Annotated in this window: 24 protein-coding genes; 7 read left to right on the forward strand and 17 right to left on the reverse strand. The window is 65.3% G+C overall.

The genetic code is table 11. The features are described 5' to 3' along the window. Positions 1 to 14: 14 nt before the first annotated feature. Positions 15 to 1,085, reverse strand: a complete 1,071-nt coding sequence (locus ACHL_RS02380; RefSeq protein ID WP_015935707.1) for a lactonase family protein — start codon at positions 1,083 to 1,085, stop codon at positions 15 to 17. A gap of 230 nt (positions 1,086 to 1,315) precedes the next feature. Between ACHL_RS02380 and ACHL_RS02385 the strand changes: the two genes are divergently transcribed. Beyond that, entirely contained in the window at positions 1,316 to 2,176 is an 861-nt protein-coding gene (locus ACHL_RS02385; protein WP_043793705.1) for a HemK family protein methyltransferase, read from the forward strand. A gap of 67 nt (positions 2,177 to 2,243) precedes the next feature. On the opposite strand, the gene ACHL_RS23705 is transcribed toward ACHL_RS02385, so the two are convergent. Further along, on the reverse strand, positions 2,244 to 2,954 hold the full coding sequence (locus ACHL_RS23705) for an HNH endonuclease signature motif containing protein (RefSeq protein ID WP_244266541.1): 711 nt from the start codon (positions 2,952 to 2,954) through the stop codon (positions 2,244 to 2,246). Positions 2,955 to 3,073: 119 nt separating this feature from the next. Here ACHL_RS23705 and ACHL_RS24905 point away from each other — a divergent pair, with 119 nt between their 5' ends. Then, positions 3,074 to 3,316, forward strand: coding sequence for a hypothetical protein (locus ACHL_RS24905; protein ID WP_043793709.1), 243 nt, complete (start codon positions 3,074 to 3,076; stop codon positions 3,314 to 3,316). A 638-nt stretch (positions 3,317 to 3,954) separates the two neighbouring features. On the opposite strand, the gene ACHL_RS24615 is transcribed toward ACHL_RS24905, so the two are convergent. The 8 genes from ACHL_RS24615 to ACHL_RS02435 form a co-directional block, all read right to left on the reverse strand. Then, entirely contained in the window at positions 3,955 to 4,185 is a 231-nt protein-coding gene (locus ACHL_RS24615; protein WP_244266507.1) for a hypothetical protein, read from the reverse strand. 763 nt (positions 4,186 to 4,948) lie between these two features. Beyond that, positions 4,949 to 5,347, reverse strand: coding sequence for a YtxH domain-containing protein (locus ACHL_RS02405; RefSeq protein ID WP_015935711.1), 399 nt, complete (start codon positions 5,345 to 5,347; stop codon positions 4,949 to 4,951). Positions 5,348 to 5,470: 123 nt separating this feature from the next. Further along, a complete protein-coding gene (locus ACHL_RS02410) occupies positions 5,471 to 5,737 on the reverse strand; it encodes a GlsB/YeaQ/YmgE family stress response membrane protein (RefSeq protein WP_015935712.1) in 267 nt (88 codons plus the stop codon). 131 nt (positions 5,738 to 5,868) lie between these two features. After that, a complete protein-coding gene (locus ACHL_RS02415; RefSeq protein WP_015935713.1) occupies positions 5,869 to 6,702 on the reverse strand; it encodes an aldo/keto reductase in 834 nt (277 codons plus the stop codon). A gap of 60 nt (positions 6,703 to 6,762) precedes the next feature. Continuing rightward, complete coding sequence (locus ACHL_RS02420) at positions 6,763 to 9,318, reverse strand: rhamnogalacturonan lyase (protein ID WP_015935714.1); 2,556 nt, start codon at positions 9,316 to 9,318, stop codon at positions 6,763 to 6,765. 223 nt (positions 9,319 to 9,541) lie between these two features. Then, positions 9,542 to 10,594 carry an NAD-dependent epimerase/dehydratase family protein gene (locus tag ACHL_RS02425; RefSeq protein WP_015935715.1) on the reverse strand — a complete coding sequence of 351 codons (1,053 nt, stop codon included), beginning with the start codon at positions 10,592 to 10,594 and terminating at the stop codon, positions 9,542 to 9,544. After that, entirely contained in the window at positions 10,591 to 11,562 is a 972-nt protein-coding gene (locus ACHL_RS02430; RefSeq protein WP_015935716.1) for an aldo/keto reductase, read from the reverse strand. The genes ACHL_RS02425 and ACHL_RS02430 overlap by 4 nt, the downstream gene beginning before the upstream one ends. Before the next feature lie 13 nt (positions 11,563 to 11,575). Then, positions 11,576 to 12,397 (reverse strand): aldo/keto reductase, encoded by an 822-nt coding sequence (locus tag ACHL_RS02435; RefSeq protein WP_015935717.1) that lies wholly within the window; start codon positions 12,395 to 12,397, stop codon positions 11,576 to 11,578. Positions 12,398 to 12,596: 199 nt separating this feature from the next. Here ACHL_RS02435 and ACHL_RS02440 point away from each other — a divergent pair, with 199 nt between their 5' ends. Further along, a complete protein-coding gene (locus tag ACHL_RS02440) occupies positions 12,597 to 13,496 on the forward strand; it encodes a helix-turn-helix domain-containing protein (RefSeq protein ID WP_050767128.1) in 900 nt (299 codons plus the stop codon). Positions 13,497 to 13,612: 116 nt separating this feature from the next. Next, positions 13,613 to 13,822 (forward strand): hypothetical protein, encoded by a 210-nt coding sequence (locus ACHL_RS02445; RefSeq protein WP_015935719.1) that lies wholly within the window; start codon positions 13,613 to 13,615, stop codon positions 13,820 to 13,822. 96 nt (positions 13,823 to 13,918) lie between these two features. Here the strand turns inward: ACHL_RS02445 and ACHL_RS02450 are convergent, their stop codons facing one another. The 6 genes from ACHL_RS02450 to ACHL_RS02475 form a co-directional block, all read right to left on the reverse strand. Then, positions 13,919 to 14,131 carry a dodecin gene (locus ACHL_RS02450; protein WP_015935720.1) on the reverse strand — a complete coding sequence of 71 codons (213 nt, stop codon included), beginning with the start codon at positions 14,129 to 14,131 and terminating at the stop codon, positions 13,919 to 13,921. Between the two features lie 62 nt (positions 14,132 to 14,193). Next, positions 14,194 to 15,477, reverse strand: a complete 1,284-nt coding sequence (locus ACHL_RS02455) for a pectate lyase family protein (RefSeq protein WP_015935721.1) — start codon at positions 15,475 to 15,477, stop codon at positions 14,194 to 14,196. Positions 15,478 to 15,516: 39 nt separating this feature from the next. Further along, the gene (locus ACHL_RS02460; protein ID WP_015935722.1) at positions 15,517 to 17,577 is read right to left on the reverse strand and encodes a pectinesterase family protein; all 2,061 of its coding nucleotides are present in this window, start codon (positions 17,575 to 17,577) and stop codon (positions 15,517 to 15,519) included. Between the two features lie 93 nt (positions 17,578 to 17,670). After that, the gene (locus ACHL_RS02465) at positions 17,671 to 18,591 is read right to left on the reverse strand and encodes a carbohydrate ABC transporter permease (RefSeq protein WP_015935723.1); all 921 of its coding nucleotides are present in this window, start codon (positions 18,589 to 18,591) and stop codon (positions 17,671 to 17,673) included. 10 nt (positions 18,592 to 18,601) lie between these two features. Beyond that, positions 18,602 to 19,555, reverse strand: coding sequence for a carbohydrate ABC transporter permease (locus ACHL_RS02470; protein ID WP_015935724.1), 954 nt, complete (start codon positions 19,553 to 19,555; stop codon positions 18,602 to 18,604). 30 nt (positions 19,556 to 19,585) lie between these two features. Further along, a complete protein-coding gene (locus ACHL_RS02475; RefSeq protein WP_015935725.1) occupies positions 19,586 to 20,890 on the reverse strand; it encodes an ABC transporter substrate-binding protein in 1,305 nt (434 codons plus the stop codon). A gap of 308 nt (positions 20,891 to 21,198) precedes the next feature. On the opposite strand from ACHL_RS02475, the gene ACHL_RS02480 reads away from it, so the two are divergent. The 3 genes from ACHL_RS02480 to ACHL_RS02490 are packed head-to-tail and all read left to right on the forward strand — an operon-like array spanning position 21,199 to position 24,676. Beyond that, a complete protein-coding gene (locus tag ACHL_RS02480) occupies positions 21,199 to 22,071 on the forward strand; it encodes a DUF6807 family protein (RefSeq protein WP_015935726.1) in 873 nt (290 codons plus the stop codon). Then, positions 22,068 to 23,645: a glycoside hydrolase family 43 protein gene (locus tag ACHL_RS02485; protein ID WP_015935727.1), complete on the forward strand. Its 1,578-nt coding sequence runs from the start codon at positions 22,068 to 22,070 to the stop codon at positions 23,643 to 23,645. The genes ACHL_RS02480 and ACHL_RS02485 overlap by 4 nt, the downstream gene beginning before the upstream one ends. A 17-nt stretch (positions 23,646 to 23,662) precedes the next feature. Beyond that, positions 23,663 to 24,676: a LacI family DNA-binding transcriptional regulator gene (locus ACHL_RS02490; protein WP_244266508.1), complete on the forward strand. Its 1,014-nt coding sequence runs from the start codon at positions 23,663 to 23,665 to the stop codon at positions 24,674 to 24,676. 9 nt (positions 24,677 to 24,685) lie between these two features. On the opposite strand, the gene ACHL_RS02495 is transcribed toward ACHL_RS02490, so the two are convergent. Beyond that, positions 24,686 to 25,390: a FadR/GntR family transcriptional regulator gene (locus tag ACHL_RS02495; protein ID WP_015935729.1), complete on the reverse strand. Its 705-nt coding sequence runs from the start codon at positions 25,388 to 25,390 to the stop codon at positions 24,686 to 24,688. Between the last annotated feature and the right edge of the window lie 140 nt (positions 25,391 to 25,530).

Genomic DNA, 25,530 nt, shown 5'->3' on the forward strand with positions numbered 1-25,530 from the left:
GGCGCACGGCCGTGTCAGCCGTTGGGCACCAGGGAGGTGGGCGAAGGAGTCTTGACGTTGTGGACCACGGGTCCGGGAAGGCCCGTCCCAAGGGCGAAGGTGGCCACGTTGTCGGAGCGCTCGTGCGCAACGTGGAGCCAGGGCCCCCGGACCAGGTGGTGCCGGGGCCAGTCGCCGCCGCTGTCCAGGTCCTGCACCGGCAGCAGTTCACTGCCGCTGCCGACCACCTTAAGCACGCTGATCCGGTTGGATCCGCGGACGCCGGCGTAAGCAAAGGCGCTTCCCGGGCCGAGGCAGATTTCGGCGGCCGAGTCGCCGTCCCTCGCACCTCCAAGCGTGGCAGGGCCGCGGAACACCAGCTCGAAAGTTCCGGCTTCCGGCCGCACAACAAAGACCTCGATGGAGTATTCGGAGACGACGAACACGTTTCCGCCGGGGTGCAGTGCCAAGTGACGGGGGCCGCTGCCGAACGGCAGGACAACTTCGTGGTCGGGCACCAGCCCTGTTCCTGGTTTGTAGGTCCAGATTCGAAGCGTGTCGTGGCCCAGGTCCGTGGTCATGACCCGCCCGTCTTGCAACATCAGGCTGGTGTGCGCCCTGCTCTGCCGAAGTTCTGCAGGGGAGTGGGCTGAATGCGGATCAACCGACGGCGACGCCGCGAACCGCTCCGTAATCCCGCCGTCGGCGTCCAGTTCATAGAGCAGGACCTGGCCGTCTCCCCAGCAGGTCGCGGTGACGAAGCGGCCCTGCGGGTCTGCCGCAACGTGGCAGGTGGCCTCGCCGGCGGGCCAGGGTGCGCCTAGTGGCTCCAGCGTGTGATCGCCGACATGCCGGTAGGCCTGAATCATCCTGCGCTGCTCGGCCACCGCGTACACCACGGGAAGGGTCGGATGGACGGCAACGAACGACGGCGACTGGGCCTCCACTGCCGTGCCGAGCCATTCCAGGCTCCCGTCTCCGTTGGCACGGAGGGCGCCGATGCCCTCAGCGCGTCCGCCGCCGTCCGGGGTGTATGCGCCAGTCCAAATGATGGCGGTGTGCGGCGCTTGGCCAACTGTGGCAGATGTGCCGGAGGCAGGTGTCATGGCTCCATCCTGCCAACAAACACAGCCCCTGCCGCAGCGGCGTGGCATCAATTACGATGAAATTTCCAGCAGGCAGATGGAGGTGGATCCGGTGGGTGTTCTTGCTGTCCCGGGTTTCCTCCCGCTCCGTCCGGGCTCCTAAAGCCGGGCAACCCCCAGTGGCCGCATTCATTCCGAAGGGGCGCACGTTGCATTCTGTCCCGTCCTCCGGAACTCCGAAACAGCCCGGTGTGGGAGTTGTTGAAGTGGCCGACGCCCTGCGGGCCGCCGGCTGCGTGTTTGCCGAAGAGGAAGCCCTGCTTCTCCTCGAGCACGCGGTCAGCCCCGACGAGTTGGCAGACTGCGTGCGGCGCCGGGTGGCCGGCCTTCCGCTGGAATACATCCTGGGGTGGGCAGAGTTCGATGGACACCGCATGGCCGTCCGTCCTGGTGTTTTCGTTCCCCGGCGCCGGACCGAGCTGTTGGTCCGGCTTGCCGCCGGGCTGATGTCAGGCGAGGGAAATTTGTTGAAGGGCGTTTTTCCGGCGGATTCCACTTTCGCCGGTGCCGCAGCGGTCCAGGGCTCACTGAGAAGTGCTTCCTTTGATGGTGTGGTGGTGGACTTGTGTTGCGGTTCCGGAGCCGTTGGCGCGGCACTGGCCCGAAGGTTCCCACGAGCAGAACTGCATGCGGTGGACATTGATTCCGTGGCTGTGGAGTGTGCGCGGAGCAACGTCGAGGCAGTGGGAGGGCACGTCCACACCGGTGATTTGTTCGATGCGCTCCCTTGCAGCCTCAGGAGCAGGGTCCACATCCTCGCCGTCAACGCACCATACGTTCCTACCGAGGCCATCAAAACCATGCCGCCCGAGGCACGTGTCCACGAACCGCTCCTCTCCCTCGACGGCGGCACTGACGGGCTCGACTTCCACCGCCGCGTGGCCGCAGGCGCCAAGGACTGGCTCGCGCCGCACGGCTGCGTGCTCATCGAAACCAGCGAGCAGCAGGCCGGCGGCACCGCCGCTCTGATGGCCGCCACAGGACTCTCTGTGACCACGGTTCGTTCAGAGGACCTTGATGCAACGGTGGTGGTGGGAAGCGCCCACAAATAGGGGCCGCCCCTGATAGTGCCGGTGCAATCCCGCGTCGCCGCTCTCCCGCCAATGTGTGTGGCGTGTGTCATGGCCAGGAGGCGTTGGTTGCGGCCGGTGGTGGTGGTTCTGGTTGTGGTGGCAACGGTGGTGGTTTGAAGTAGTGGTTTTGCTGGGGTGTTTGGGTGGGGTCTATATGTGGCGGCGGGATGAAGGTTGGGGTGCCGTTTGTGGTGGTGATGGTCCAGTGTTCTTTGTGGATGAGGTGGTGATGGTGCGTGCAAAGGAGTGCGCCGTTGGCGGTGTCGGTATCGCCGCCATGCGACCAATAGGTGATGTGGTGTGCTTCGCACCAGGGTGCGGGGATAGTGCAGTTGGGAAAGGAACAGCCTTGGTCGCGGGCGGTGAGGGCGAGGCGTTGGGCTGGGGTGAAAAGCCTGGTTTTGCGTCCGAGGTCGAGGACTTCGCTATGGGTGCCCAGGACGGCGGGGATGATGTCGGCGTCGCAGGCGATTTTGCGCAGGGTGGTGGCGGCGACGGGACCGGTGAAGACGAAGCTACCCGAGGCTGGTGTGTGGCGTTTGGAATGCCCGGGGAAGAGATCGCGGTGGTTGATGGTGGCAATGATTTGGGGCCTGTTGCCGCCGGTGGTAGGGAGTTGGTTGGTGGTGAGGGCGGTTTTAACGGCGGTGATGATGCCGTCGAGTTGTTGTTGGGGTCGGCTGCGGCGTTCCAGGTCCGGGACGGGTGATACCTGATTCCCGCTGCCCTCACAGCCGCGGGTGCCTGCCTCATGCATGTCTGCGTCGTGGGTGTCTGGCGCCGCGGGTGCCTGCCCCAGGCGATGCCCTCGCCATTTGTAGTGGTGTTCGGCGTGGTGGTGCGGGGGTTGGTGGCGATGTTCATGGCAGTGAGGAGGTGTTCGTATTGGTCGGTGGTGGCGAAGATTTCTACGCGGTGGAGGCCGTGGAGGGGTTTGCGGATGAAGGCGCCTTGGGTATGCCGGAGTGCTTCTTCGGAGGGTTCAGTACCGTCGGCATCGATGGTTTCGGTGAGGCGTTGGGCCAGGTGGGTGAGGAAGTCAGGGTCCGCGGTGGTGGCGGCCGAGGTGAGGTGGCGCTCGATGCCGCGCAAGGTTTCGGGAGTGGTGTGGTGTTGTAACCGCTCGAGGGTGGCGGTGATGACAGTGGCCGCGTGGGAGGACACGGCGGGTGCGGTGATGGTGTGAGGTGGTGTGTCGATGGTGGCGGGCTGGCCGGTGCCGGACTCGGCCGGTGCAAGTGTGGCGGCGAGGTGTTCGTGTGATGGGGGTACGGGCTCGCCGGTGAGAGCGGTGCCGGGCAGGGTTTGACGGGCGAGTGTGAGCCGGCGGCGGGCTTCGCGGATGGGGATGCGGAGCCTGAGGCGGAGGAACTCTGCTGTGTTCCGGCAACCGTCATCGGCCGGGGACGAGAGCATCACGGGCGTCGCGGCGGTGCACTCTGCGGGCGTTGCTGCGGCCGCGCCTGTGGCTGCGGGCCAATTGGTGTCGGTCTCGTTGAGAATTTCTGTGCCGTGGGTGTCCCAGGAGCTGACCCGGGCAGTGCGGCGGGCCCTCCGGTTGGTTTCGGCGTCGGCGATCGCGCGGGTGCGGGTGTGCTCCACGGCCCCGGCAGCGATGAGCTGGAGGTACTCCGCGCAGCGGGAGAGCTCTTCGACATCGGCAGCGAACGTGGCCGCCGTGACGTAACCGGCCGTTGGCAGGGCTTCCCGGGCGGCGACCGCCGCGGCGGCCACCCGTGCGGTCAGGGAAGACAAATCTAAAGGCAGGTCCAGTGGTTGGTCTGCTGATTGGTCTGGTAAGAGGTAGCCGGGAACGGGGCGAAGGTGCGCTGCGGTGCGGACTTGCGGCCCGGCGTCGTGCCCTGCGGTGCGGACTTGCGGCCCGGCGTCGTGCGCTGCGGTGCGGACTTGCGGCCCGGCGTCGTGCGCTGCGGTGCGGAGGTTCGGCCCGGCGTTGCGCCCAGTGGAAAGGTGACTGCTGCGACCAAAGCCCAGCGGCAGCAAGGCGGAAGAGTCTTGGCTCTCCGACAGCTGCTCCCCAATGGCTTCCATGGCCCCACTCTGCCAAAGGGCACTGACAATCAGGACCCGCTCGGTCGCCTATGTGGAAAACCCGGCAGTATCGGCCCATGGGCCTGTCACGTGACCCCCGCAGGAATCGGACGCGCATCAGCTGCGAAGATGCAGCAGCCCCGAAGATATTGCCATTATCTTGATGGTTTCCAGCGGTTTCGGCGTTCCCCCGGGACTAGGGTTGCCATATTGGTTCATGCAGCTGGGCCTTCGTCAACAATGGGCCGGGAGTGGCAGATGGCTGGCAGGGAACGGGGAAAGACGGTCCGGGAAGACTCGGAGGAGCCGGGTAACGACGCCGCTGGGAACGCGGATTCCGTTGCGCCTGAGAAAGCAGAAGAGGTGGATACTCTCCAGCCGGCACGGCGTGTACCGGGGATCAACGGATACGACCCCACCCAATGGCCCGACGCCAGGCCCTAGTCTTCGGCAGCGAGCCGTGTGGCAGTGTACGGAGTCTTGTTCGTTTCCCTGCTGAGCGCAGCGCCAAGAATGGCAGCGCTGAACGGGCTGCACCTAAAAGGCAGTGCCCAGCGGGAGGTGCTTAAACACGCTGCCGGCCGGCGCGTCCCCCAAGGATCGCGACGGCCGGCAAGGCGAATCAGTTGTAGCACACGGAAGGCAGGAGCCCCTTGTCAATCGGAGGTTCACCACGGGGCGGCTGACTCCGAGGAACGGCTAGCTCTTAGTGTTGCCCTCGCTGGTTGTGCCAAGGTTGGTGGTTTCCGGGTGCGTGCTGTGGGCGGGAATGTGGTCTCCGCCCAGCCCGCCCGATTCACCGGCGGTGGGTGAGGTGTCGTGGCTGGACGGCGTGGACTTCCCGGAGGAGTCATCCCGGTGCAACGCCGAACCCAGCACAGTTCCGGCACGCCGTGCTGCTTCTGTGAGCTGGTCTGCCACGTCCGGGGCCTTTTCCTTGATGGTCTCGGTGGCAACTGTCACCTTGTCCTGGACGGGTTTGCTGTCCCAGACCCCGGCGGCACGGGCCTTCAACTTGTCGTAAGCGGCGCGCCCCGAACGTGAACCAAGGACATAGCCGACGGCAACGCCAACACCCAAAAGAAGCTTGTTTTTCATGGTGAACTCCTGCTCCGAAAGAAGGTTTCCAGGTACGGCCCGGCTGTAACGCCGTGGCCGGAAATGTGAAAGCCGGCCTGGGGATGTTCTCCCCAGGCCGGCTTCCTGGCTGTGGGCGCTGCGTTAGCGGCGCGCACCGCGCTTAGTGACCATGCCGTAGATCGCAAGGACGATCAGCGATCCGAGGATCGCCAGCAGCCAGGTCTGCAGGGAGAAGAACTCCTGCAGTCCGCCGCCGAACAGCGCGCCGCCGATCCATCCACCGAGGAGGGCACCTACAACGCCCAGCACCATGGTGATGATCCAGCCGCCGCCCTGGCGTCCCGGAAGGATCGCCTTTGCAATCGCACCGGCAATAAGTCCGAGAATCAGAAATGCAATGAAACCCATTTTTCGCTCCTCTTCCTAAGTAAGGACGCCCCCGGATTCCGGAGGCAATTCATCCTCTGCCCCAATAGTAATCATGCTTACTATCGATTTGCCAACCCCGGAGAGGAGGGAAAAGGCTGCTCAGGCCCGGATCAGTGCCCGGTCACGTCAGAATCGTTTCCGGCACCGGGGCCCTCGTCGAGGATAGCCAATTCCGCGAGATCCTGCGGGTCCAGCACGAAATCGAAGACGTCCAGGTTCTCACGCATGCGGTCCGGATTTGCGGTCTTCGGAATCGTTACCAATCCGTTTTGAATGTGCCAGCGCAGCACCACCTGGCCCGGAGTCCTGCCGTGCTTTTCGGCCAGCCGGCCCAGGACCGGGGCGCCAAGGATGCCGGCCCCGGAGCCGCCCAAGGGGCTGTATGACTCGGTGGCAATGCCATGTTTTGCATGGAATTCCCGCGCCGCCACCCGGGTAACGGCAGGGGTCAGCTGGACCTGGTTGACGGCCGGAACAACATCCGTCTCGGCCATCAGCCGCTCCAGGTGCGCCGGCTTGAAATTGGACACGCCGATGGAGCGCACCTTCCCCTCTGCCTGAAGGCGCTCGAACGTCTTCCAAGTGGAGATGAACTGATCCCGGCCGGGCAATGGCCAGTGGATCAGCAGCAGGTCCACGTAGTCGAGGCCGAGCCGCTGCAGCGACCCCTCCAGCCCCTCCACAGCCCTGTCATTCCCCTGGAACTCGCCATCCAGCTTGGTGGTGATGAAGAGCTCGCCGCGATCAGCTCCGCAGGCCTTAATGCCATTGCCCACGCCGCGCTCGTTCCCGTACTTCACTGCCGTATCGATGTGCCTGTAACCGGCCTCCACGGCACGGACGACGGCGGCCGCCGCCTGGTCGTCGTCCAGCGGCCACGTGCCAAGACCGATCTGGGGAATCGAGTATCCGTCGTTGAGTGCGATAACCGGTGCAAATGTCATATCAACAGTCTGCCGTTAATCCGGCGGTCCTTTCCCTGGAAAAAGTCACGCGTTAGAGCCCTATTGCCCGAACGCGCGGAGTACGTTGCCTGCGTTGTGGGTCAGCACCGCCCTGGCCGTGTCGGATACCTTGTCCGGGTTCTTCTGCTGGTCCAGGAACTTCACAAAACGCTGGATGGCCTGCCCTGCCTTGGCGGCGTCCCGGTCCACCACGGCTTTCTGGGCCTGCTGGATTGCTGCGGTGAGCTGGCTGGCCACGGGGCCGGCGATCTCGCCCGATTCCACCAGGTCCTCCACCGCATTCTGCAGTGCCTTCACGCTGCCCGGAAGCCACGCGGCACGCAGAGGGACGTTGCCGAACTTCATGTCCGAGGCGAGGTAGAAGTCGGTGTAGGACGGCTGGTTGTACGTAGTGTTCTGTCGGGCCACCTCGGCACGGTACTGGGGATCGTGCATCAGGGCGTAGAGCTTGTGGGTGGTCACTTCGGTGCTGAGGTAGATCCGCAGCGCCGAGCTGTCGGCGGTGCGGACCACCAGCTCTTCGCGCCAGTCGCCCAGGATGTCCGCCACCAGGCTGGGCGTGCCCTTGGTGCCGTTGTTGGTGCGTGTGCCGTCGGCGGTCAGCAGCCGGCCGCGCTTCCAGTCATCGATGGTGGGCGTCTGGTCGCCGGAGCCGTTGACCAGCTGGGTGGTCATGTCGGCGGCCCACCGGATGCTCATATTGGTGCCGGGGCTGGTGCTGGAAAGCTTGCGGCCGTCGGCGGACTGCATGCCGATCGCCCAGTTCTCCAGGCCCGGGACGGAAGGATCGACGTCGCCGATCATGCCGCGTCCCGTGTCCTTGCCGGAGTAGGCGCCGAACAGCACCTCACCCGTCGCGGCGTCGCGCATGGCGTAACCGTAGGGTGCGTAGGTTGCGCCTTCGTGAACGGTGAAGATCTCCTTGCCGGGCCGGTTGGGGTCGATGTCCGCCACGTGCATGGCGTCGCCGTGGCCCAGCCTCGCTTCGGTCCCCGGGGCGGCGCTGCCGGTCGGCAGTGTGTCGAACGAGCTGTACAGAAGCGAGCCGTCGTCGTCGAGCGTTGCCGAACCGTAGACGATCTCCTGCTTGCCGTCGCCGTCAACGTCGGCGGCGCTCAGGGAGTGGAAGCCCTGGGTGGTGAGCTTGCCGTAGGTGGGGTCCGTGCCGTCGCGGCCGTGCGGGGAATCGTTGAACGGGTTGGTCATGGGAGTAAAGCCCGAATCCACGTTCCACACGGGGGAGAGGTTGGCGCCGTCCCAGGTGTAGGTGGCCAGGGTGGTGCGGGTGTAGTAGCCGCGGGCGAACACTGCAGCGGGCTTCTTGCCGTCCAGGTAGGCGACGCCGGCGAGGAACCGGTCCACGCGGTTGCCCGGCTCGATGCGGGCCATGGCGTAATCGCCCCACAGCATGCCGTCGTCGGTCCGGCCCGGCTGGTAGGCGACGGTCTTCAGTTCCTTGCCCGTGGCGCCTTCGAAGACGGTGAGGTATTCGGGACCGGACACGATGAATCCCTCGAACGCGCGGAGGTTGTTCCGGGCGCTGCGCGAGGGGGCGTAGACGTCCATGAAGTAGTCGGTCAGCGCCTCGGCATCGGCCTTGGACAGCGGGTACTTGTACTTTGGCGCGATACCGAAGGCTTCTTCGAGGGTGGCCGGCCAGTTTCCGGCCTTCACCTCGGGGTGTTCCGTCCAGCCCTGGAAAGTCTTCACCATGTGCTGGTAGTAGTCCGCCGCGCTCATCCGGTAGTCGTCGCTGTTCGAGTACCCGGCATTGATATCGGACCGGAGCATGGTGATGAACGACTCCGCGGCCACGCTGCCGTCCGCGTTGTAGTTGGTGGTTTTGGTGCTCGGCGCGGTCTTCATCATCAACTCGGCCCGGCCGTCACCATCGAAGTCATTGACCAGCATCTGGGTGTAGTGCGCCCCGGAACGGATGTTGACGCCCAGGTCGATCCGGTGAAGGAGCGTGCCGTCGGCCTTGTAGGTGTCCACGTACGTATTGCCGGTGTAGCCCACCTGCGAGACATCCTTGGAGTTGTTCGGGTCCCACTTGACGACGAACTCGTACTGGCCATCGCCGTCCACATCGCCCACGGAGGTGTCGTTGGCCGAGTAGGTGTAGGCCTGGCCGGTGGGGGTAACGCCGTCCGCCGGCTTCTTCAGCGGGATGTCCTTTAAGTTGCCGCCCCAGGAAGTGGCAGTAGCGCTCTCGTCCAGTTCGACGCCGCCGACGACGGCCCGCACCTGGTACTTCGACGCGGCGGTCCCGGCGGGGTCCTGGTAGTTGGTGCTGTCCGTAACTGTCGCCAGCTTCTGCCCGTCCCGGTACACGTTGAAGTCCGTGCCGGTGAGTCCGGTGGCGGAGGACCCGGTGGCCTCATTGCCCAGCAGGCGCCAGCTGAGGAACACGCCTTCGGATGTCTTGGCGGCCACCAGGCCGCGGTCCAGGTAGTCGAGCTGGATGCCCGGGGCGCCGGGCTTGGAGGGGGAGGGCCCGACGGCGGATGCGGGCGCTGCGAGGCAGCCTACGGTGAGTGCCAGGCCGAGAGTGGCCACCGACAGGAGGCGTGCGGATGCCTTGGAGGGATTCATCAGTGAATCCTTTCAATTAAGAATTGGGAAAACGCTTCCCCAGCAATCTAGACGTCGGGATGGGGCAAAACAAGCCTTGTCTTTTGAACCCGCCACAGGGTATTTAGAACGTTGTAGAAATACTGAAATCCGCCGGAGACGCTGGAACGGTGCCGGGACGCTGATCCGGATCAGTGTCCCCGCACCGTTCCAGCGATTTCGAAGCGCGGCAGGCCGGCGGGTCCTACGCTCCGCTGCGGGCCCAGGCAGTCAGTTTGTCCGTCAGCTGCATGTAGGACTGGTCCACGTGCTGCAGCTCCGGGTTGGCGTCGTACCACTGGACGATTTCCCGGGCACCGTCGGCGAACGGGATGGTGGCGGTGTAGTCCGGCACCAGGGACTTGATCTTGGTGTTGTCGAACACCACTGAATGTGACCTGTCGCCCAGCAGGTTGGGCCCGAGCTCCGGGCTGTGGGCAGCGATGGTTTCCGAGGCAACATGCACAAGTTCCGGCTCAGCCACACCGGCAGCCCGGGCGAACAGCCGGTAGATCTGGTTCCACGGCAGGTACTCGTCAGAGGTGATCGTGTAGCTTTCACCCACCGCCTGCGGCCTGCCGAGCAGGCCCACGAAGGCCTTGGCGAAGTCCCTGCTGTGGGTCAGCGTCCACAGCGAGGTCCCGTCGCCGTGGACCATGACAGGGAGGCCGGCGCGCATCCGGTGGATGTCCGTCCAGCCGCCCACCATGGCGATTTTGGTCCGGTCATAGGTGTGGGAGGGCCGCACCACGGTGAGCGGGAAATCCTCGTCCCGGTAGGCGCGGAACAGCAGCTCCTCGCAGGCGATCTTGTCCCGGGAGTACTGCCAGAACGGGTTCTTCAACGGTGTGGATTCCAGGATGGGCAACCGGGTGGGCGGCTTCTGGTACGCCGACGCGGAACTGATGAACACGTACTGCCCGGTCCGGCCGCGGAGGAGCTCAAGCCCGGCCTGCGTCTGGTCCGGCGTGTACGAGATGAAGTCCGCAACGGCGTCGAACTCCCTCCCGCCCAGTACCTCGCGGACCGCCGCCACGTCGCGGACATCCGCATGCAGGACCTCCGCGCCGTCCGGGACCGGGCGGGTGGACCGGCCCCGGTTCAGGATGGTGAGCCGGTGGCCCAGCGCGACGGCGTGCTCGGCCGCCGCCGCGCTGATGACCCCGGTGCCGCCAATGAAGAGGATGCTCCGCGGCGCTACCGTCCCCGCGGGAGCCCCGGCAACTGGCGGTGTTCCGGCAGCTGACGGCGGGATCACCACGCGTAGTCTTCAGGAGCGGTCTTGTGCCCCGGGAAGATATCGTCCAGCCGCTTGAGCGCGTCCTCATCGAGGGTGACGTCCAGGGCGCGGATGGCGGCGTCCAGCTGCTCCTGAGTCCTGGGCCCAACGATCGGTGCCGTAACGGCGGGCTGGTGCAGGAGCCAGGCCAGTGCGACGTCCCCGGGTTCGTGGCCCAGGTCGTCGGCGAGGTCCTCGTACTGGCGGATCTGGTCCTCGTGCTTCTTCAGGGTCTCAAGAGCCCGTCCCTCCGTGCGGCGGACGCCGTCGCGCTCCTTCTTCAGTACGCCGCCCAGGAGCCCGCCTTGAAGCGGAGACCAAGGGATGAGCCCCAAGCCGTACTGCCGCGCGGCGGGGATGACCTCAAGCTCCAACTCGCGCCGGAACAGGTTGTAGATCGACTGCTCGCTGACCAGGCCGGTGTAGTTGCGGCGGTGGGCTGCCTCCTGGGCCTGGGCGATGTGCCAGCCGGCAAAGTTGCTGCTGCCGGAGTACAGGATCTTGCCCTGCTGGACCGCCACCTCGATGGCCTGCCAGATCTCGTCCCACGGGGTATTCCTGTCGATGTGGTGGAACTGGTAGACGTCGATGTAGTCCGTCTGGAGCCGCTTGAGGCTGGCATCCAGGGCACGGCGGATATTCAGCGCGGAGAGCTTGGATTCGTTGGGCCGGTCCGTCATGGTGCCGTAGAGCTTGGTGGCCAGCACCGTGTGTTCCCGGCGCTCGCCGCCCTTGGCAAACCAGCGCCCGATGATTTCTTCGGTCCAGCCCCGGTGGCCGGCGCCGCCATACACGTTGGCGGTGTCAAAGAAGTTGATGCCGTTTTCCTGTGCGGAGTCCATGATGCTGTGGGCGTCGGCCTCCTCGGTCTGGGGGCCGAAGTTCATGGTGCCAAGGCAAAGGCGGGAGACCTGCAGGCCGGAACGGCCAAGGTGGGTGTATTGCATTCGAGAGACCTTTCTACATCTGGGTAAAGGAGGCGACGGCGGGATCGGAGCCGATGCGGGCACCGGACTCCAGCGCGGTGATGGCTGCCAGTTCGTCGTCGGAAAGGGTGAGGGAGGACGCGGCGAAGTTCTCGCGCATCCGGCCGGGGTCAACCGACTTGGGGATCACGATGTTGCCTGAGGCGAGGTGCCACGCCAGAACCACCTGCGCCGTGGTGGCTCCATGGGCGTCAGCAATGGCCGTGACGGCGTTGCCGTTCAGGTCCCCGCCCTGTCCGAGCGGGCTGTAGGCCTCCACCTCGATGCCGAGGCTCCGGCACTTGGCCGCAAGGTCGGCCTGCTGGTAGCTGGGGTGAAGTTCGATCTGGTTCACGGCCGGGACGGTTTCCGACGATTCCAGCAGGGTGTCCAGATGGTCGGAGAGGAAATTGGAGACGCCGATGGCCCGGACCTGCTTGTTGTCGTAGAGCCGTTCCAGTTCCTTCCACGCCTGGACGAAAAGTCCCTGCGACGGGACGGGCCAGTGGATGAGGTAGAGGTCCACGAAGTCCAGCCCCAGTGCCTTGCGGCTGTTCTGGAACGCTTCCTGGGCCTTGCCCTGCTCGCCGTTCCGGAGCTTGGTGGTGACGAAGATGTCCTCGCGCGGGATGCCCGTTGCCGCGATGGCGGCGCCGACGCCGGCCTCGTTGCGGTATCCGGCGGCGGTATCGATGTGCCGGTAGCCCGCCTCGAACGCGTCCTCGACGATCCGCTGGGTATCTTCCGGCGGGACCTGGAAAACGCCGAGGCCAAGCTGGGGGATGGTGACGCCGTTGTTCAGTGTCAGCTCTGACATGGTGCTCCTTGGATGATGCTGGTGCTGGGATCGGTGCCGTTGGCTCGACAGGGAGAAAGCGGTTTCCGCTGGCTCAGTATTGAGCCTATGCACTTTTGCCCGCCGCGTCAGCAGGTAACCGTGATCCTGTTTTTCCTAGGACTGGCAGTCCTACCTTCGGGGTAGGAGGCGTGCCGGAAGGACGGGCAGAATGGTCAACATGGGTCAAAGTGCCGAGTTCGGAAAATTCCTCAAAGCCATGCGGTCGCGCCTGACCCCCGAGGACGCCGGCGCGGGGCCCACTACGGGCGCCCGCCGCGTACCGGGGCTGCGGCGCGAGGAAGTAGCCCGCCTGGCCGGCGTCAGCACGGACTACTACGTCCGGCTGGAACAGGGCCGCAACATTCATCCTTCCCGGACGGTCCTAGACGCTGTTTCGCGGGCCTTGCGGCTGGACAGCAGCGAGCATGCGCACATGATGGACCTGCTGGAGAACTGCGCCGCCAATCCCCGGGCCGCCGGCCCGGCAGCCCAGGGAGTGCGGCCGGGGCTGCGGCAGCTGCTCGAGGCCGTCGGCGATGTTCCCGCCCTGCTGCTGGGGCGGCGCAGCGACGTCCTCGCCGGCAACAGGATGGCGTACTTGCTGTTCACGGACTTCCCCTCGCTGCCCGCAGCGGAACGGAACCTTACCCGCTGGCTCATCCTCGATCCCGCGGCCAGGGAGCTGTTCCGCGACTGGAAGACGCTGGCGGCCGAGGCTGCCGGTGCGTTGCGGCTTGATGTGGGCCGCCACCCGAACGATCCCCAGGCCAACCAGCTGGTGGGGGAGCTTGCGGTCAACAGCGAACAGTTCCGGCAGTGGTGGGCCGGGCACCGGGTGGCCAGCCGGTCTGCGGGGATCGTGCGCCTGCATCACCCCACCGTGGGGGACCTCGAACTGAACTTTGAAAGCCTCGCCCTGCCGGACGACCCCGACCAGGTGCTGAGGGTGTATTCAGCGAAACCGGGCTCGCCGTCGTCGGACGCGCTGGCCCTGCTGGGCAGCCTGGGCGCGGGTGAAGCGCCGTCCGAGCGGGAGCGGACCGCCGAGGTTCCGCCCGCTAACCTCGCAGAGTCCTGACGGCCTTGTGCGTTTGGCCACACGGGGACGCATTGTTTGGCCAGAGATCCATTTTGGCGACCCGCGGGGTTTCGTAGGCTGGGGGAACACACTTCTTCCCAAGGATGGTCTCAACGATGAAACGCATCGCGCTGCTGAAAGAACGCCAGGCCGCTCCCGCCGGCACCGCCTCGACGTCCACCGGCTCGCACTGCCCGGTGTCCGGACTGTGGAGCCCGGACCACGATCCGCACACGGTGCTGTCCTTCTTCGAAGGCCACGTTTTTCCAGCGTTCGACGGCGTGCCCACGGTATGGCGGCGCCGCTCGCTGGGGCAGGCCTACTAAAGCGAAGCCCAGCTGTACCGGCACCAGCGCTGTGCCGCACGAAGAAGGCCGTGACCCCGGGGGTCACGGCCTTCTCCATCTGTTTAAGGATGCGTCCTACTGCTCTTCGAGGCGGAAACCGATCTTGATGGTCACCTGCCAGTCCGCCACCTTGCCGTCCTCGAGGTGGCCCCGGACTTCCTTGACTTCGAACCAGTCAAGGTTGCGGAGGGTCTGGGAGGCCTTGGCGATACCGTTCCGGACGGCGTCGTCCACACCTTCCGTGGAGGTGCCGACAATTTCAGAAATGCTGTACGTGTGATTGGACAACTTCGCTCCTCGTGATCATCGTTGCTCCCGGTTGCGGGCCGTTCCTGAAGACTAGTAGGACTTCAAGAGCCTTGGCCAGACCCGGCTTCCCGGCTGACCCTCTCCCGGGCTGCGGGAGCCGGCTCGATGCGCAGGTGCGGCCCGGCTGCGCCGCTGACTTCGGGGGCCAGAGCAGCCTCCGGGTTGGCAGCGTTGTAGGCGTCAAGGACGTTGACCTGCCGGCCGTTGACCCAGGTGCCCGACTCATCGATTCCCGTGCCGCCGAAGTTCCGGATAATTTGTGCGGCCGGGACCCCCTCGGCGAGTTCAAACGTGTTGTTCCGGGCGATGATGCTGGACTCCACGCCCGCACCCCACGAGTACTGGTAGTGCCCTGGATCCGTTACGCGGTACACGTTGTTGTACACGTGCGCCTGCCCGAACCGGACCCGGGGCGCCCGCTGTTCCAGGTCCACCAACTCGTTGTGGTGGAGTGTGACCCGGAGCTTGCCCCGGTCGGCCGTGGCGCCGTCCCCGTTTCCCCAGAGCAGCGACTTGTCGTGTCCCACCAGCCGGCTCCAGGAAATGGTGACCAGGTCTGCCTGGCGGACGACGTCCAGGAGGCCGTCGTGCCGCAGGAAAAGTTCACCGAAGTAGCGGGGCTGTGCGGCGTCGGCTGTTTCGCCGTCGTCCAGGGTCAGGTGGTCCAGCCACACATGCGTGGAACCGGAAACCACCACGTTGTCCCATTCGGTTTTCCAGGTGTCCCCGTTCCATCCCGGGAAGCAGTCGTAGGCGTCGGAGATATGGAGGTTGCGGACGATGACGTTATCCACATTGTCGATGTTCAATGTGAAGCCTGTGAGCTGGACGTCGCCGACACCCACGATGGTGGTGTTGGAACCGACATTGACCCGGACGCGCTCGCGCTGCTTTGCACTGGAGGCCTTGCGGGCGTCTTCGAGGGGGCCCGCGGCCGGCCCCGTCCATTGAGCCGGGTCGAAAGCCGCGAGGTAGGCCTCTAGTGAGTAGCCGCCGGTTGCGTAATCCTCGCATGTGATGGCGCTGCCATCCGGGGCCGTGTTTGCGTTGAAGCCCTGCTTCACGTACACGATCTTGGGCTCGTTTCCCGCCACTGCGGCGGCGAGTTCATCCCTCGTTGAAACTTCGTGCACGTTCCCGGGCGCGGCACCGGAGCCGCCGGTGGTGCCGCCGTCGGCGGAGGCCCAACCATCACCTGCGGCGAGGACTTGCCGCCCCAGGTCCGGCGAAGCGGGCGAAAGCTGCGCACCGTCCAGGGGAGCAGCGGGAAGCGGTCCGGCGAGGGCCACAACGGCGGCAACCATGATGGACAGTGGAAGGGACATCACGGTTGCGCCTCCCCACAGTATTCTCTGCCCGTCATCTCAACCACGTCCTGCCGGGGTCCAGTCGCCGAGGAACGCGTCCGCGGTGAACTTGGCGGCGTCATCATCGGACAGTTGCGGGTGGAACCCGTTCACGTACGCGCCGGGGCCGGTGTTCCGGTACTCAGCGAACCGTCCCTCAGTCCACGCGTGGCCGCTCATGTCAGCCCAGCCCTGCACCGCGATGTGGCTGCCGAGGACTGAGTCCCGGATGACCGCCATGGGGTGGGCGTCCGGATCACTGCTGGCGAACCAGGGGCGGCCCAGGCTGACGGTGCCGGGAGCGGCATCGGAGGTAAGGGTGCTGTTGACGATCAGGAAGCCGTACGGGTTGGAGTTCTTGGTGCTCGGGGCCACGACGTAGCCGTTGTTCGTGTCGCTTCCCCGGTCCAGGGAATGGATGGTGCAGCCGTCAAAGACTGCGGTGCCCCGGCCGTAGAGGAAGTCCACGTCGCCTTCGATGTAGCAGTTCTTCAGGTACGTCCGCGCGGTGGCGTCCCGGCCTGACGTGTCGGCGAGGTAGGTGTCCTGGTTGCCAAGGAAGCGGGTGCCGTCAAACACCACCTTGTCTGCGACGCTGCGGACGGCCAGCGCCTGGCTTGGCCCGTTGGCGGCCTCGTCGTAGGCGTTTTCGACGGTCAGGTTCCGGACGGTGGTGCCCGGGGCGGATACGGTCAGCGTGGCGCTGCCCACGGCCCCCCAGGTTCCGCCGAAGAACTTCGCACCGTTCGCGGGCAGGTCGTAGGTGATGACGACGTCGGCCGGGTTGGCCGTAGCGCCCTGGATGGTGAGGTTGGGGCGGTCCGCCCAGACGTTCACCACTTCGCGGTAGGTGCCGGGCTTGACGGTAATGGTCCGCGGCTGGGTGCTGCCCGCAGGGATGGAGCCGATGGCGGCCTGCAGGCTGCCGAAGTCTCCCGTCCCGTCCAGTGCCACGGTGATGTTTGCGGCCTTGTTCGGTGCATTGTTTTCGCGGGGGCCGGCGCCGGCACTGACAATGCCCGGGACCGCCGCGGCGTTGTCCTTGGTGTAGGAGTAGTAAGCGGCGGGGTCAAAGGCGGCACCCACGTTGTCTTTGCGCCCGCGGGTGGAGTCGAAGACGTTGTCCCGGTTTACCACCTGGGTGGCGGGGTCTTTGGCGACAATCGGGTCCTGGACGGCGGTGAAGTAGTTTCCTTCCAGCACCACCTTGGCGTTGTTGCGGCCCATCATGCCGTACTGGCCAACGTCCTGGAGGTAGTTGTTGTAGACGTGCGCGGCGGCGGTGTTGTCCAGGCTGAAGTTCCGCTGCGTGGTGTTGCGGATCCAGTTGTGGTGAATGGTCATCTTGGTGACAGCGTTGGCGGTCCAGCCCACGCCCAGGGCTTTGTTGTTGTCCGCAAACACGTTCCACGAGTAGGTCAGGTAGTCCGAGTCCTTGCGGGTATCAATCAGGCCGTCGCCCATCCGCTCGAACTTCATGTGGTCCACCCAGACGTGGTGGCTGGTATCGAGCTGGATGCCGTCACGGTCGTTGTCCGGCCGCTTGCCGTCCCAGTCACCCGGGATGTAGGAATCCCGGACCGTGAAGTTTCGAAAGATCACGTTGGACACGTTGATCAGCTTGAAGCCGGCGTTGACCACCTCGGCCCCTGCACCTGTGCCGATGAAGCTCTTGTTGGCCGCCACCGGAATCTTGACGTAGTCGGCAGCCGTGAGGGAGCCGTTAATGAAGATCACCAGCGGCTCCGCAGCGGAGGCGTACTCCTGGAGCTGGGCGATGGTGGAAGCCGTGACAATCCGTCCCGCCTGCCCGCCGGTGGTGCCCGCCAGCCCGTTACCGGGCAATGAGGCGAAACCGTCCGGCGTCTGCTTCCACAGCGGCCCGTTTCCCTCGGACAGCGAAGAAGGGGCAAGGACGGCGGGTGCCAGGACTGAAGGTGCTTGGACTGAGGGTGCCTGGACCGGCGAGGCCGCGGCAGCGGAACCCTGCAGCGGCGGTGCGGCCGTCGCCGGGGCGCTGGCCAAGCTGGAGAGAAGGACGACGGCGGTTGCCGCCCCTAAGAACCGACGCAAACTCATGCAAAACTCCTTTGTTCCGGCACCCGGGCAGCCTCCAGCCCGGGCACCGTGCATTGTGTGTTGGTGAGTGGGTGATGCGTGGAGAGACGTGAGCTACTTCAGGCCTGTGGTGGCGATGCCGTTGATCAGGTACTTCTGGCCGGCAATGAAGAAGCCAATGATGGGTGCAATGGACACCACTGACATGGCGAACATGGGTCCCCACATGCTCTGGCCCTCAGAGTCCATGAAGGCCCGGAGCGCCAGCGGGACGGTATAGAGGTCCTGGTTCTGGATGTAGAGCAGGGGGCCAAAGAACTCGTTCCACGTTGAAATGAAGGTGAAGATGGCGGTGGTGGCCATGGCGGGAACGCAGAGCGGCAGGATGACCCGAAGGAACGTGCGGAACGGTCCGCAGCCATCGATCTGCGCGGCGTCGTCCAGTTCCTTGGGCAGGGCCTTCATGAACTGGACCATGAGGAAGATGAAGAACGCGTTGGTGGCCATGAAGTTGGGCACGATCAGCGGCAGGTAGGTGTCCAGCCAGCCGAGCTGGGAGAAGATGATGTACTGCGGCACCAGGAGCACGTGCCCCGGGAGCATGAGCGTGCCCAGCATCAGGGCGAAAAACAGCTTGCGGCCCGTGAACTCCATCCGGGCAAAGGCGTAGGCCGCCAAAGCGCAGGAGAAGATGTTGCCGATGATGGAGAAGACCACCACGATCATCGAGTTGATCAGGTAGACGTGGAAGGGCTGGTTGAGCGCGGTCCAGCCCTCGGCGTAGTTGCTGAAATCCCAATTCTCCGGCCAGAGCCCCAACTGCCGGAAGATGTCATTGCTGGGCTTGAAGGAGCTGGAGACCAGCCACAGCAGCGGGTACAGCATGACCAGGCCAACCAGGCACAGGATCAGGTGCCGGGAGAAGCGTGTTCCCGGCGTGCCGGTGAGGGCGTCTTCCGGATCCGCCTGCTTGCGTTGTTTGGCCGGCTTTCCTGGTTTGGAAGCTGATGTGGGAGGAGATTCGAGGAGTGCCATGGGGGTTGCCTTAATTGTCGTAGAAGACCCAGAACTTGGATGCGATGAAGTTGATGGCGGTGAAGATCGCAATGATCATCAGCAGCAGCCACGCCATCGCCGAGGCGTACCCCATCTCGAATTCGGTGAAGCCCTTTTGGTACAGATAGAGGTTGTAGAACAGCGTTGAATCAGCCGGGCCACCGGTGCCGCCGCTCATGACGTAGCCCTGGGTGAACGTCTGGAAGGACCCGATGAGCTGCATGATGAGGTTGAAGAAGATGATGGGGCTGATCAGCGGGATGGTTATGTTGCGGAACTGCCGCCACCGGGAAGCGCCGTCAATCGAAGCGGCTTCGTAGTACATGGTGGGGACCTGCCGCAGTCCGGCCAGGAAGATCACCATGGGGGAGCCGAAGGTCCAGACGTTCAGGACAATGAGAGTGCTCAGCGAGAAGTTCGGGTCCGTCACCCACGCCGGGCCGGCGATGCCGAACACCCCCAGCAAGCCGTTGACGATCCCCTCGTTGCCGAAGATGTAGCGCCACAGCATCACGATGGCTACGCTGCCGCCCAGCAGTGACGGCAGGTAGTAGACGGACCGGTAGATGGCCAAGCCTCGCAGCCCGCGGTTGAGCACCAGGGCGATCAGCAGCGCGACGGCCAGCGAAATGGGTACCGAGACGAACGTGTAGATAAAGGTGACCTTCAGCGACTGCCACAGCCTTGGGTCCTCGGTCATCGCCTGGAAGTTGGCCAGCCCAACGAAGTTGGGTTCGGTAAACAGGTTGTAGTCCGTGAACGCCAGGTACAGCGAGGCGAAGAACGGGATGATCGTGAAGAGCATGCCCAGGAACCAGGGCAGCAGGAAGAGGTACCCCGACCGCTGGTTCCTGCGCCGCGGCGTGCCCTGTTTACGGCGGTTGGGAGGCCCGGCTGCCAGCGATGCGGCCGCACCGGGGGCCTGCTTGGTCAGTACTGACATGCGTCAGTTCCTCTCTGCACTCGAAAAGCCTTACTTGTTAATGGCTGCATTGCTCTTCTCCAGGAAGGTCTTGGCGGCGTCCGCGGGTGTCACCCGGCCGAATTCCACTTCCGTGGCGAGCTGCTTGAGGGTGTCCGCCACCACGCTGGCACCCTTGGGGTACACATAGGCGGGGGGAAGTTCGTCCTTCTGCAGGTCGGCCACCAGTTGAACGAACTTGGTGTCGTCCGCCCCGAGCTTTGATTTGATGGCGTCGGCAACATCGGGGTTGATCGGCACACCGCGCTGTGTGAGCGTTTCTGCAGCCCCGTCGGCGTCGTTGATCAGGAAGTCCACGAACTTTGCGGCTTCCTTGGGGTGCTTGGACTTCGCTGCGATGGACCAAAGCATGCTGGGGTCGGCGGAGTAACCGCGCCGCTTTTCCGTTGTTTCGCCCGGCATCCTCAGCAGGACAACGTTGCCTCCCGCGGCTTCGTTGTAGGCCTTGTAGTTGTTGATGGGGATGATCTGCGAGGCCACCGTGCCCTTGGCCAGGTAGGACTGCGCAGCTGAACCGCCGATCTGCTCAAAGAAGCCGGCTGGCGGGTAACCGCCCGCGTTGCGCAGGTCCACGCTGTACTGGAACCATTCACGGATGGTGTCCTCGCTGACGCCGAGCTTGTTGTCCTCGGTATAGAAGTCCTCGCCGCGCTGGCGGGCAAAGAGGATGGGGCCGGTCTCCGTGGACACGTCGTAGCCCGCGCCGTAGACCTTTCCGCCGGTCTTTTGGGTCACCTCGGTGGCGAACTTCGCGTAATCCTCCCAGCTCCAGGTCTTGTCATCGGGAATGGTGACGCCGGCCTGGTCCGTGATGGCCTTGTTCACCACCATGCCGATGGTGGTGACGCCGGTGGCCAGCCCGTACAGCTTGCCGTCCACCTCGCCGCGGCTCAGGACCGTCTCAGGGATCTTGTCCAGGTTGAGCTCAGGAAGTTCCTTCAGGTCCGCCAGGGTGCCGCGCTGCGCGTATTCGAGGAGGCTGCGGTTGGCCATGTTCAGGACGTCCGGTGGGTTGCCCCCGGCGAAACGGGTGGCCAGCTTGTCTGCGTAGGGTCCGCTGTCCTGGTATTCGCTCTTGATGGTGATGCCGGGGTTCTTCTCCTCGAAGATCTTGATGGCCGCATCCGTCATTTTTGCCCGGTTGGCATCTCCCCAGTAGACGAAGTTGAGTTCAACGTTGCCGCCTGCTGCCGGGGAGCCACCCCCGGCGCAGCCGCTCAGGCCCAGGCCTGCAGCCGTGATTGCCGCTCCCAGGAAGATCCTGCGGGAGAACCCGGTGGTTGCTGTCTTCTTCATTGAATGACGCCTCTCTGTGGCTGCCCCCGGTAGGAGCGTTAGCCTACTGAATTTTCCAGAAACTTTCTGTCGCCTCTGCTATCGACCTTCGTTGCCAGTGAGTCCAAAGCAAACCCGAGGCCGGGATACGAAAGAAGTGAGTAAACGATTTCTAGCAAGCTGCGCTTGTGACTGTCAACACCTTTTTCAAAACCGACACTCATCTGAAAGCAGAAAGTTTCTGAAATGCTTGCCGAATCTTTTCTGCTTGCCTATGCTGTTCTCCATCGCCATGGATGCGATGCACCTACCACCGGAAGGAGGCGCCGTTGCCCACTCCAGACCTTGCGCCCGCCCGGCTCCTCACCCTGGTTCCCGGCTCGGGCGTTGCGCCGGCCAGTGCACCGAGGCCGTACTTCCACCCTGTGCGCTCCTTGTCCGGAACCGTGCTGACGGATGTCGCACCGGCTGACCACATCCACCACCTGGGACTGTCCGTGGCCTTCCCGGACCTGAACGGCACCAACTTCTGGGGCGGGTCCACCTACACGCAGGACCGCGGACCCGTAGTGCTGCCCAACCACGGCAACCAGGCCCTGGACGGCTGGACCGAGGAAGGAGCCCGTTCCACCGGCACCGTGCTGTGGACGTCCAGGCACGGAACCCTCCTGGCGGAGGAACGCCGCTCGGTGGAAGTTTCCGCGCATCCTGTTCCGGGAAGCTGGAGCCTGTCCCTGACCTCGGTGATGGTCCCGGCCGGAAACGTCGCCGCCCTGGAGGTGTCGTCGTCGGCCGTCAAAGGCCGCAGCGGCGCCGGATACGGGGGCATCTTCTGGCGCTTCCCCTCGGACAGTTCCGCAATCCGGGTCTTCTCCGCTGCCGGTGCGGGGGCGGACGCGGCGCACGGATCCCGCTCACCCTGGCTCGCCATCAGCACCGTCACCGGCGGCGCCCCCGTAACGGTGGTGCTGTCCCAGGACGCTCCCGTCCGCCCTTGGTTTATCCGCTCGGAGGGCTACTTGGGAGTAGGCCCCGCCGTCGCCTGGTCCGAGAAGGCGGTGGCCGATGCCGCCCACCCGCTGGTCCAGTCGCTCCACGCAGTCATCCACGACGCCGCGGTGGAATCGCCGGACCAGGCACTCCACCTGCTTGAACACCATCCCGCCATACGCACGCCCAGCCATCCCGACAGGACATCATGACCTCGCGCAACGCCGTCCCCGTGTACGCCAATCCCGTCCTCAATGCCGACTGGCCGGACCCCGATGCCGTCCAGGTCCGCGGCACCTATTACCTGGTTGCGTCCAGTTTCAACCGCGTTCCCGGGCTGCCCATCCTCAAGTCCCGGAACCTCGTTGACTGGGAGCATGCCGGCCACGCCCTGCTGCAACTGCCGCAGGGAAGCCACTTCTCGCTGGTCCGCCACGGTGGCGGCGTCTGGGCGCCCGCGCTGCGGTACCACGATGGACGGTTCTGGATCTTTTATCCGGATCCGGACCACGGCATCTTCGTGCTGAGCGCCGAAAAAGCTGAGGGCCCCTGGACCGCGCCGCACCTCCTGTACGCAGGGCGCGGGCTCATCGATCCTTGCCCGCTGTGGGACGACGACGGCCAGGCGTACCTGGTGCACGGGTGGGCGAAAAGCCGGATCGGGGTCAAGAACCGGCTCACCGTGCACCGCATGAGCCCGGACGCCGGAAAGTTACTGGACCACGGCACCGCGGTCATCGACGGCGAAGACCTCCCCGGCTACACCACGCTGGAAGGACCCAAGTTCTACAAGCGGGACGGCTGGTACTGGATCTTCGCCCCCGCCGGCGGCGTGGCCACCGGCTGGCAGGCTGTCTTCCGTTCCAGGTCGCCGTTCGGTCCGTACGAGGAGCGCCGCGTCCTCGAGCAGGGGAACAGCCCGGTGAACGGACCACACCAGGGCGCCTGGGTGACATCGCCGCGGGGAGAGGACTGGTTCCTGCACTTCCAGGACCGCGGGCCCTACGGACGGGTGGTCCACCTCCAGCCCATGGGCTGGGACGAGGACGGCTGGCCCTGGATGGGGGAGCAGGCGTCCGACGGCGGACCGGGAACCCCCGTGGCCAGCCACCCCTACCCGCGGGGTACTTCGCCGCAGGACGTGGCACCCCCGGCCAGTGACGACTTCTCCTCACCCTGGCTGGGCCCGCAATGGCACTGGCAGGCCAACCCCCGGCACTCCTGGTCCTTCCAGCCCGGTGGGGGCCGGCTCATCCTCCGGCCGCAGGCCAACGATCCCGTCAACCTCCGGGAGCTGCCCAATGTCCTGGCCCAGATCCTTCCCGGCACGCCGTCCACCTTCACCACCTCGCTGGAACTGCAGGATGTCCCGGTGGGAACCCGTGCCGGCGTGGTGGTGCTGGGGCAGGAATACGCCTGGCTGGGCATCGTCCGGACGGCTGACGGCTTCGTCCTGGGAAGCGGGACCGGGGGAGAGGGCCCTTCGGAGCAGGCGCCCGGGCGCAGTATTTCCCTCCCGGCTGCCCGGGTGGAACTGCAGATCCGCACCGACGGCACGCCCCGTTCCACCTTTGCCTGGCGCCTCGGCCCCGGGGAGCCGTGGGAGGTCCAGGGCTGGAACTTCGGCGTCGTCCAGGGGAAGTGGATCGGCGCTGAACTGGGGATTTTTGCCACGTCGCCGCTGGGATCCCGGGAGGACGGCAGTGTTATCGTGGGACCCGTGCGCGTGGACACGGCGCCCGTTCGCCGGGCAACTGCCCCGCAGCTCGCCGCCGCAACCACATGACCCCAAGGACTGCCCCGTTGACCGCCACCCCGCGTCCCAAGATCGCTGACGTTGCGGCCGCCGCAGGGGTGTCTGTACCCACCGTGTCAAAGGTCCTGAACGGGCGAACCCACGTTTCGGAGGCCACGCGGGCCAAAGTGCAGCAGGCCCTTGATGAGCTGGACTATTCCAAGCGGAACGCCGCAGCGGCCCAGCCAGGGATGCTGCAGCTGGTGGTCAACAACTTCGATTCGCCCTGGGTCCTGGCCACTATGGAAGGCGTGGAGGCCGCAGCGGACCGGCTGGGATATGCGGTGGCGTATGTGCGGGCTGAACATGTCACTGCCGACCGCTGGCGGAAACTGCGTGAACCATCGGTAAACCGCCTGGACGGGGTCATGCTGCTGGCACCACGCAGCGGCTCCCGCCTGGTGACACTGGCGCGGTCGCTGAAGATTCCGGCCGTGGCCATCGACCCCGAGGGGGCCGAAGGGCTGGATATCCCCAGCGTCAGCCCGGCGTCCTTCTCCGGCGCGCTCGCCGCCGTCGGGCATCTCCTGTCCCAGGGACACCGCCGGATCGGAATCATCACCGGACGCAAGCACAGCCCCGGGCACGGCCGGGCGCGGTACGCAGCCTACGCGGCCGCCCTGCACGAGGCCGGCCTGCCGGTCCTGCCGGAGCTTGTCCGGGACGGTGATTTCAGCATCGAGTCCGGCATGCGCCTGGGAGCCGACCTTCTGGACCTGGCCGAGCGGCCCACCGCCATTTTCACCGGCAGCGACCTTCAGGCCCTGGGCGTGATGAATGCCGCGGCGCAGCGCTCTTTGCAGGTACCGGGGGACCTCAGCATCGTGGGGTTTGACGACATCGCCCAGGCCGCGTTGACCTCTCCGCCGCTCACCACTGTCCGCCAGCCGCTGGCACAGCTGGCCACCATGGCCGTGGGCATGCTCATCGAGCAGCAGGACGGCCAGGGCGCGGTGCCCGCGGCTTTGGAGGTGGCCACCGAACTGGTGGTCCGCGGAACCACGGCCCCTCCGGCAAGCTAGTTCCCGCCGCTATTTGGCGGGGAGTACCAGGTTCTTCAGGTCGTCCAGCGTCTGCTGCATGTGGGCGTCCATGGCCAGCCGGGAGCGGGTGGCGTCGCCTGACTGCAGGGCCTCGGCGATGTTCTGGTGATGGCCGATGGCGTGTTCCTGGATGGCCGGAACGGCGGAGGTTTCGGCCCGGCGCTTCTCCAGGACGCGGTGCAGCGGCTCAAAGAGCACGGAGACGAACACATTGCCGGACGCGCGCAGGATCACGTCGTGGAAGGCGAGGTCGGCTTCGACGAAGGACGCGACGTCGTTGATGGCGTGGGCGGCCTTCATCGCCGCGATGTAGGCGAAGAGGGATTCGGTATCCGCCTCGGAGATCCGGCCCGCAGCCAGCTCGCAGGCGCCGGTCTCCAGCATGCGGCGGAGCTCGATGAGCTGCACGGAAGCCTCGGCTTCGTTCTTGCCCTCCGACGCCGCACGGAGCACGGCCTCGAGTGAGGTCCACCGGTTCAGTGGGTTCACGAATGTGCCCCGGCCGCGCTCCACGCTGAGGATCTGCTGCGCCTGCAGTGTCTTCATGGCTTCGCGCACCGTCATCCGGCTGACTTCATGCCGGGCACTGAGCTCGTGCTCGCCGGGGACTGTTGACCCGGGCGGGAATTCGCCGTCGATAATGCGGTCCAGCAGTTCGTCGGCCACAACGCCAACCAACGACTTCCTTGCCATGGTTCCCCCGATTCCTGCCGTGGGCGTCTACCCGGCGGATATGTCTGACAAGTCTACTTGCGCGTCTTTTATGTCGTGTGCCACACTAGCATTCAAATGCAAGATGTCAGACATCTTACAGATTCATTTACACCTTGATC

The organism is Pseudarthrobacter chlorophenolicus A6 (genome assembly GCF_000022025.1).
Classification (GTDB): domain Bacteria; phylum Actinomycetota; class Actinomycetes; order Actinomycetales; family Micrococcaceae; genus Arthrobacter; species Arthrobacter chlorophenolicus.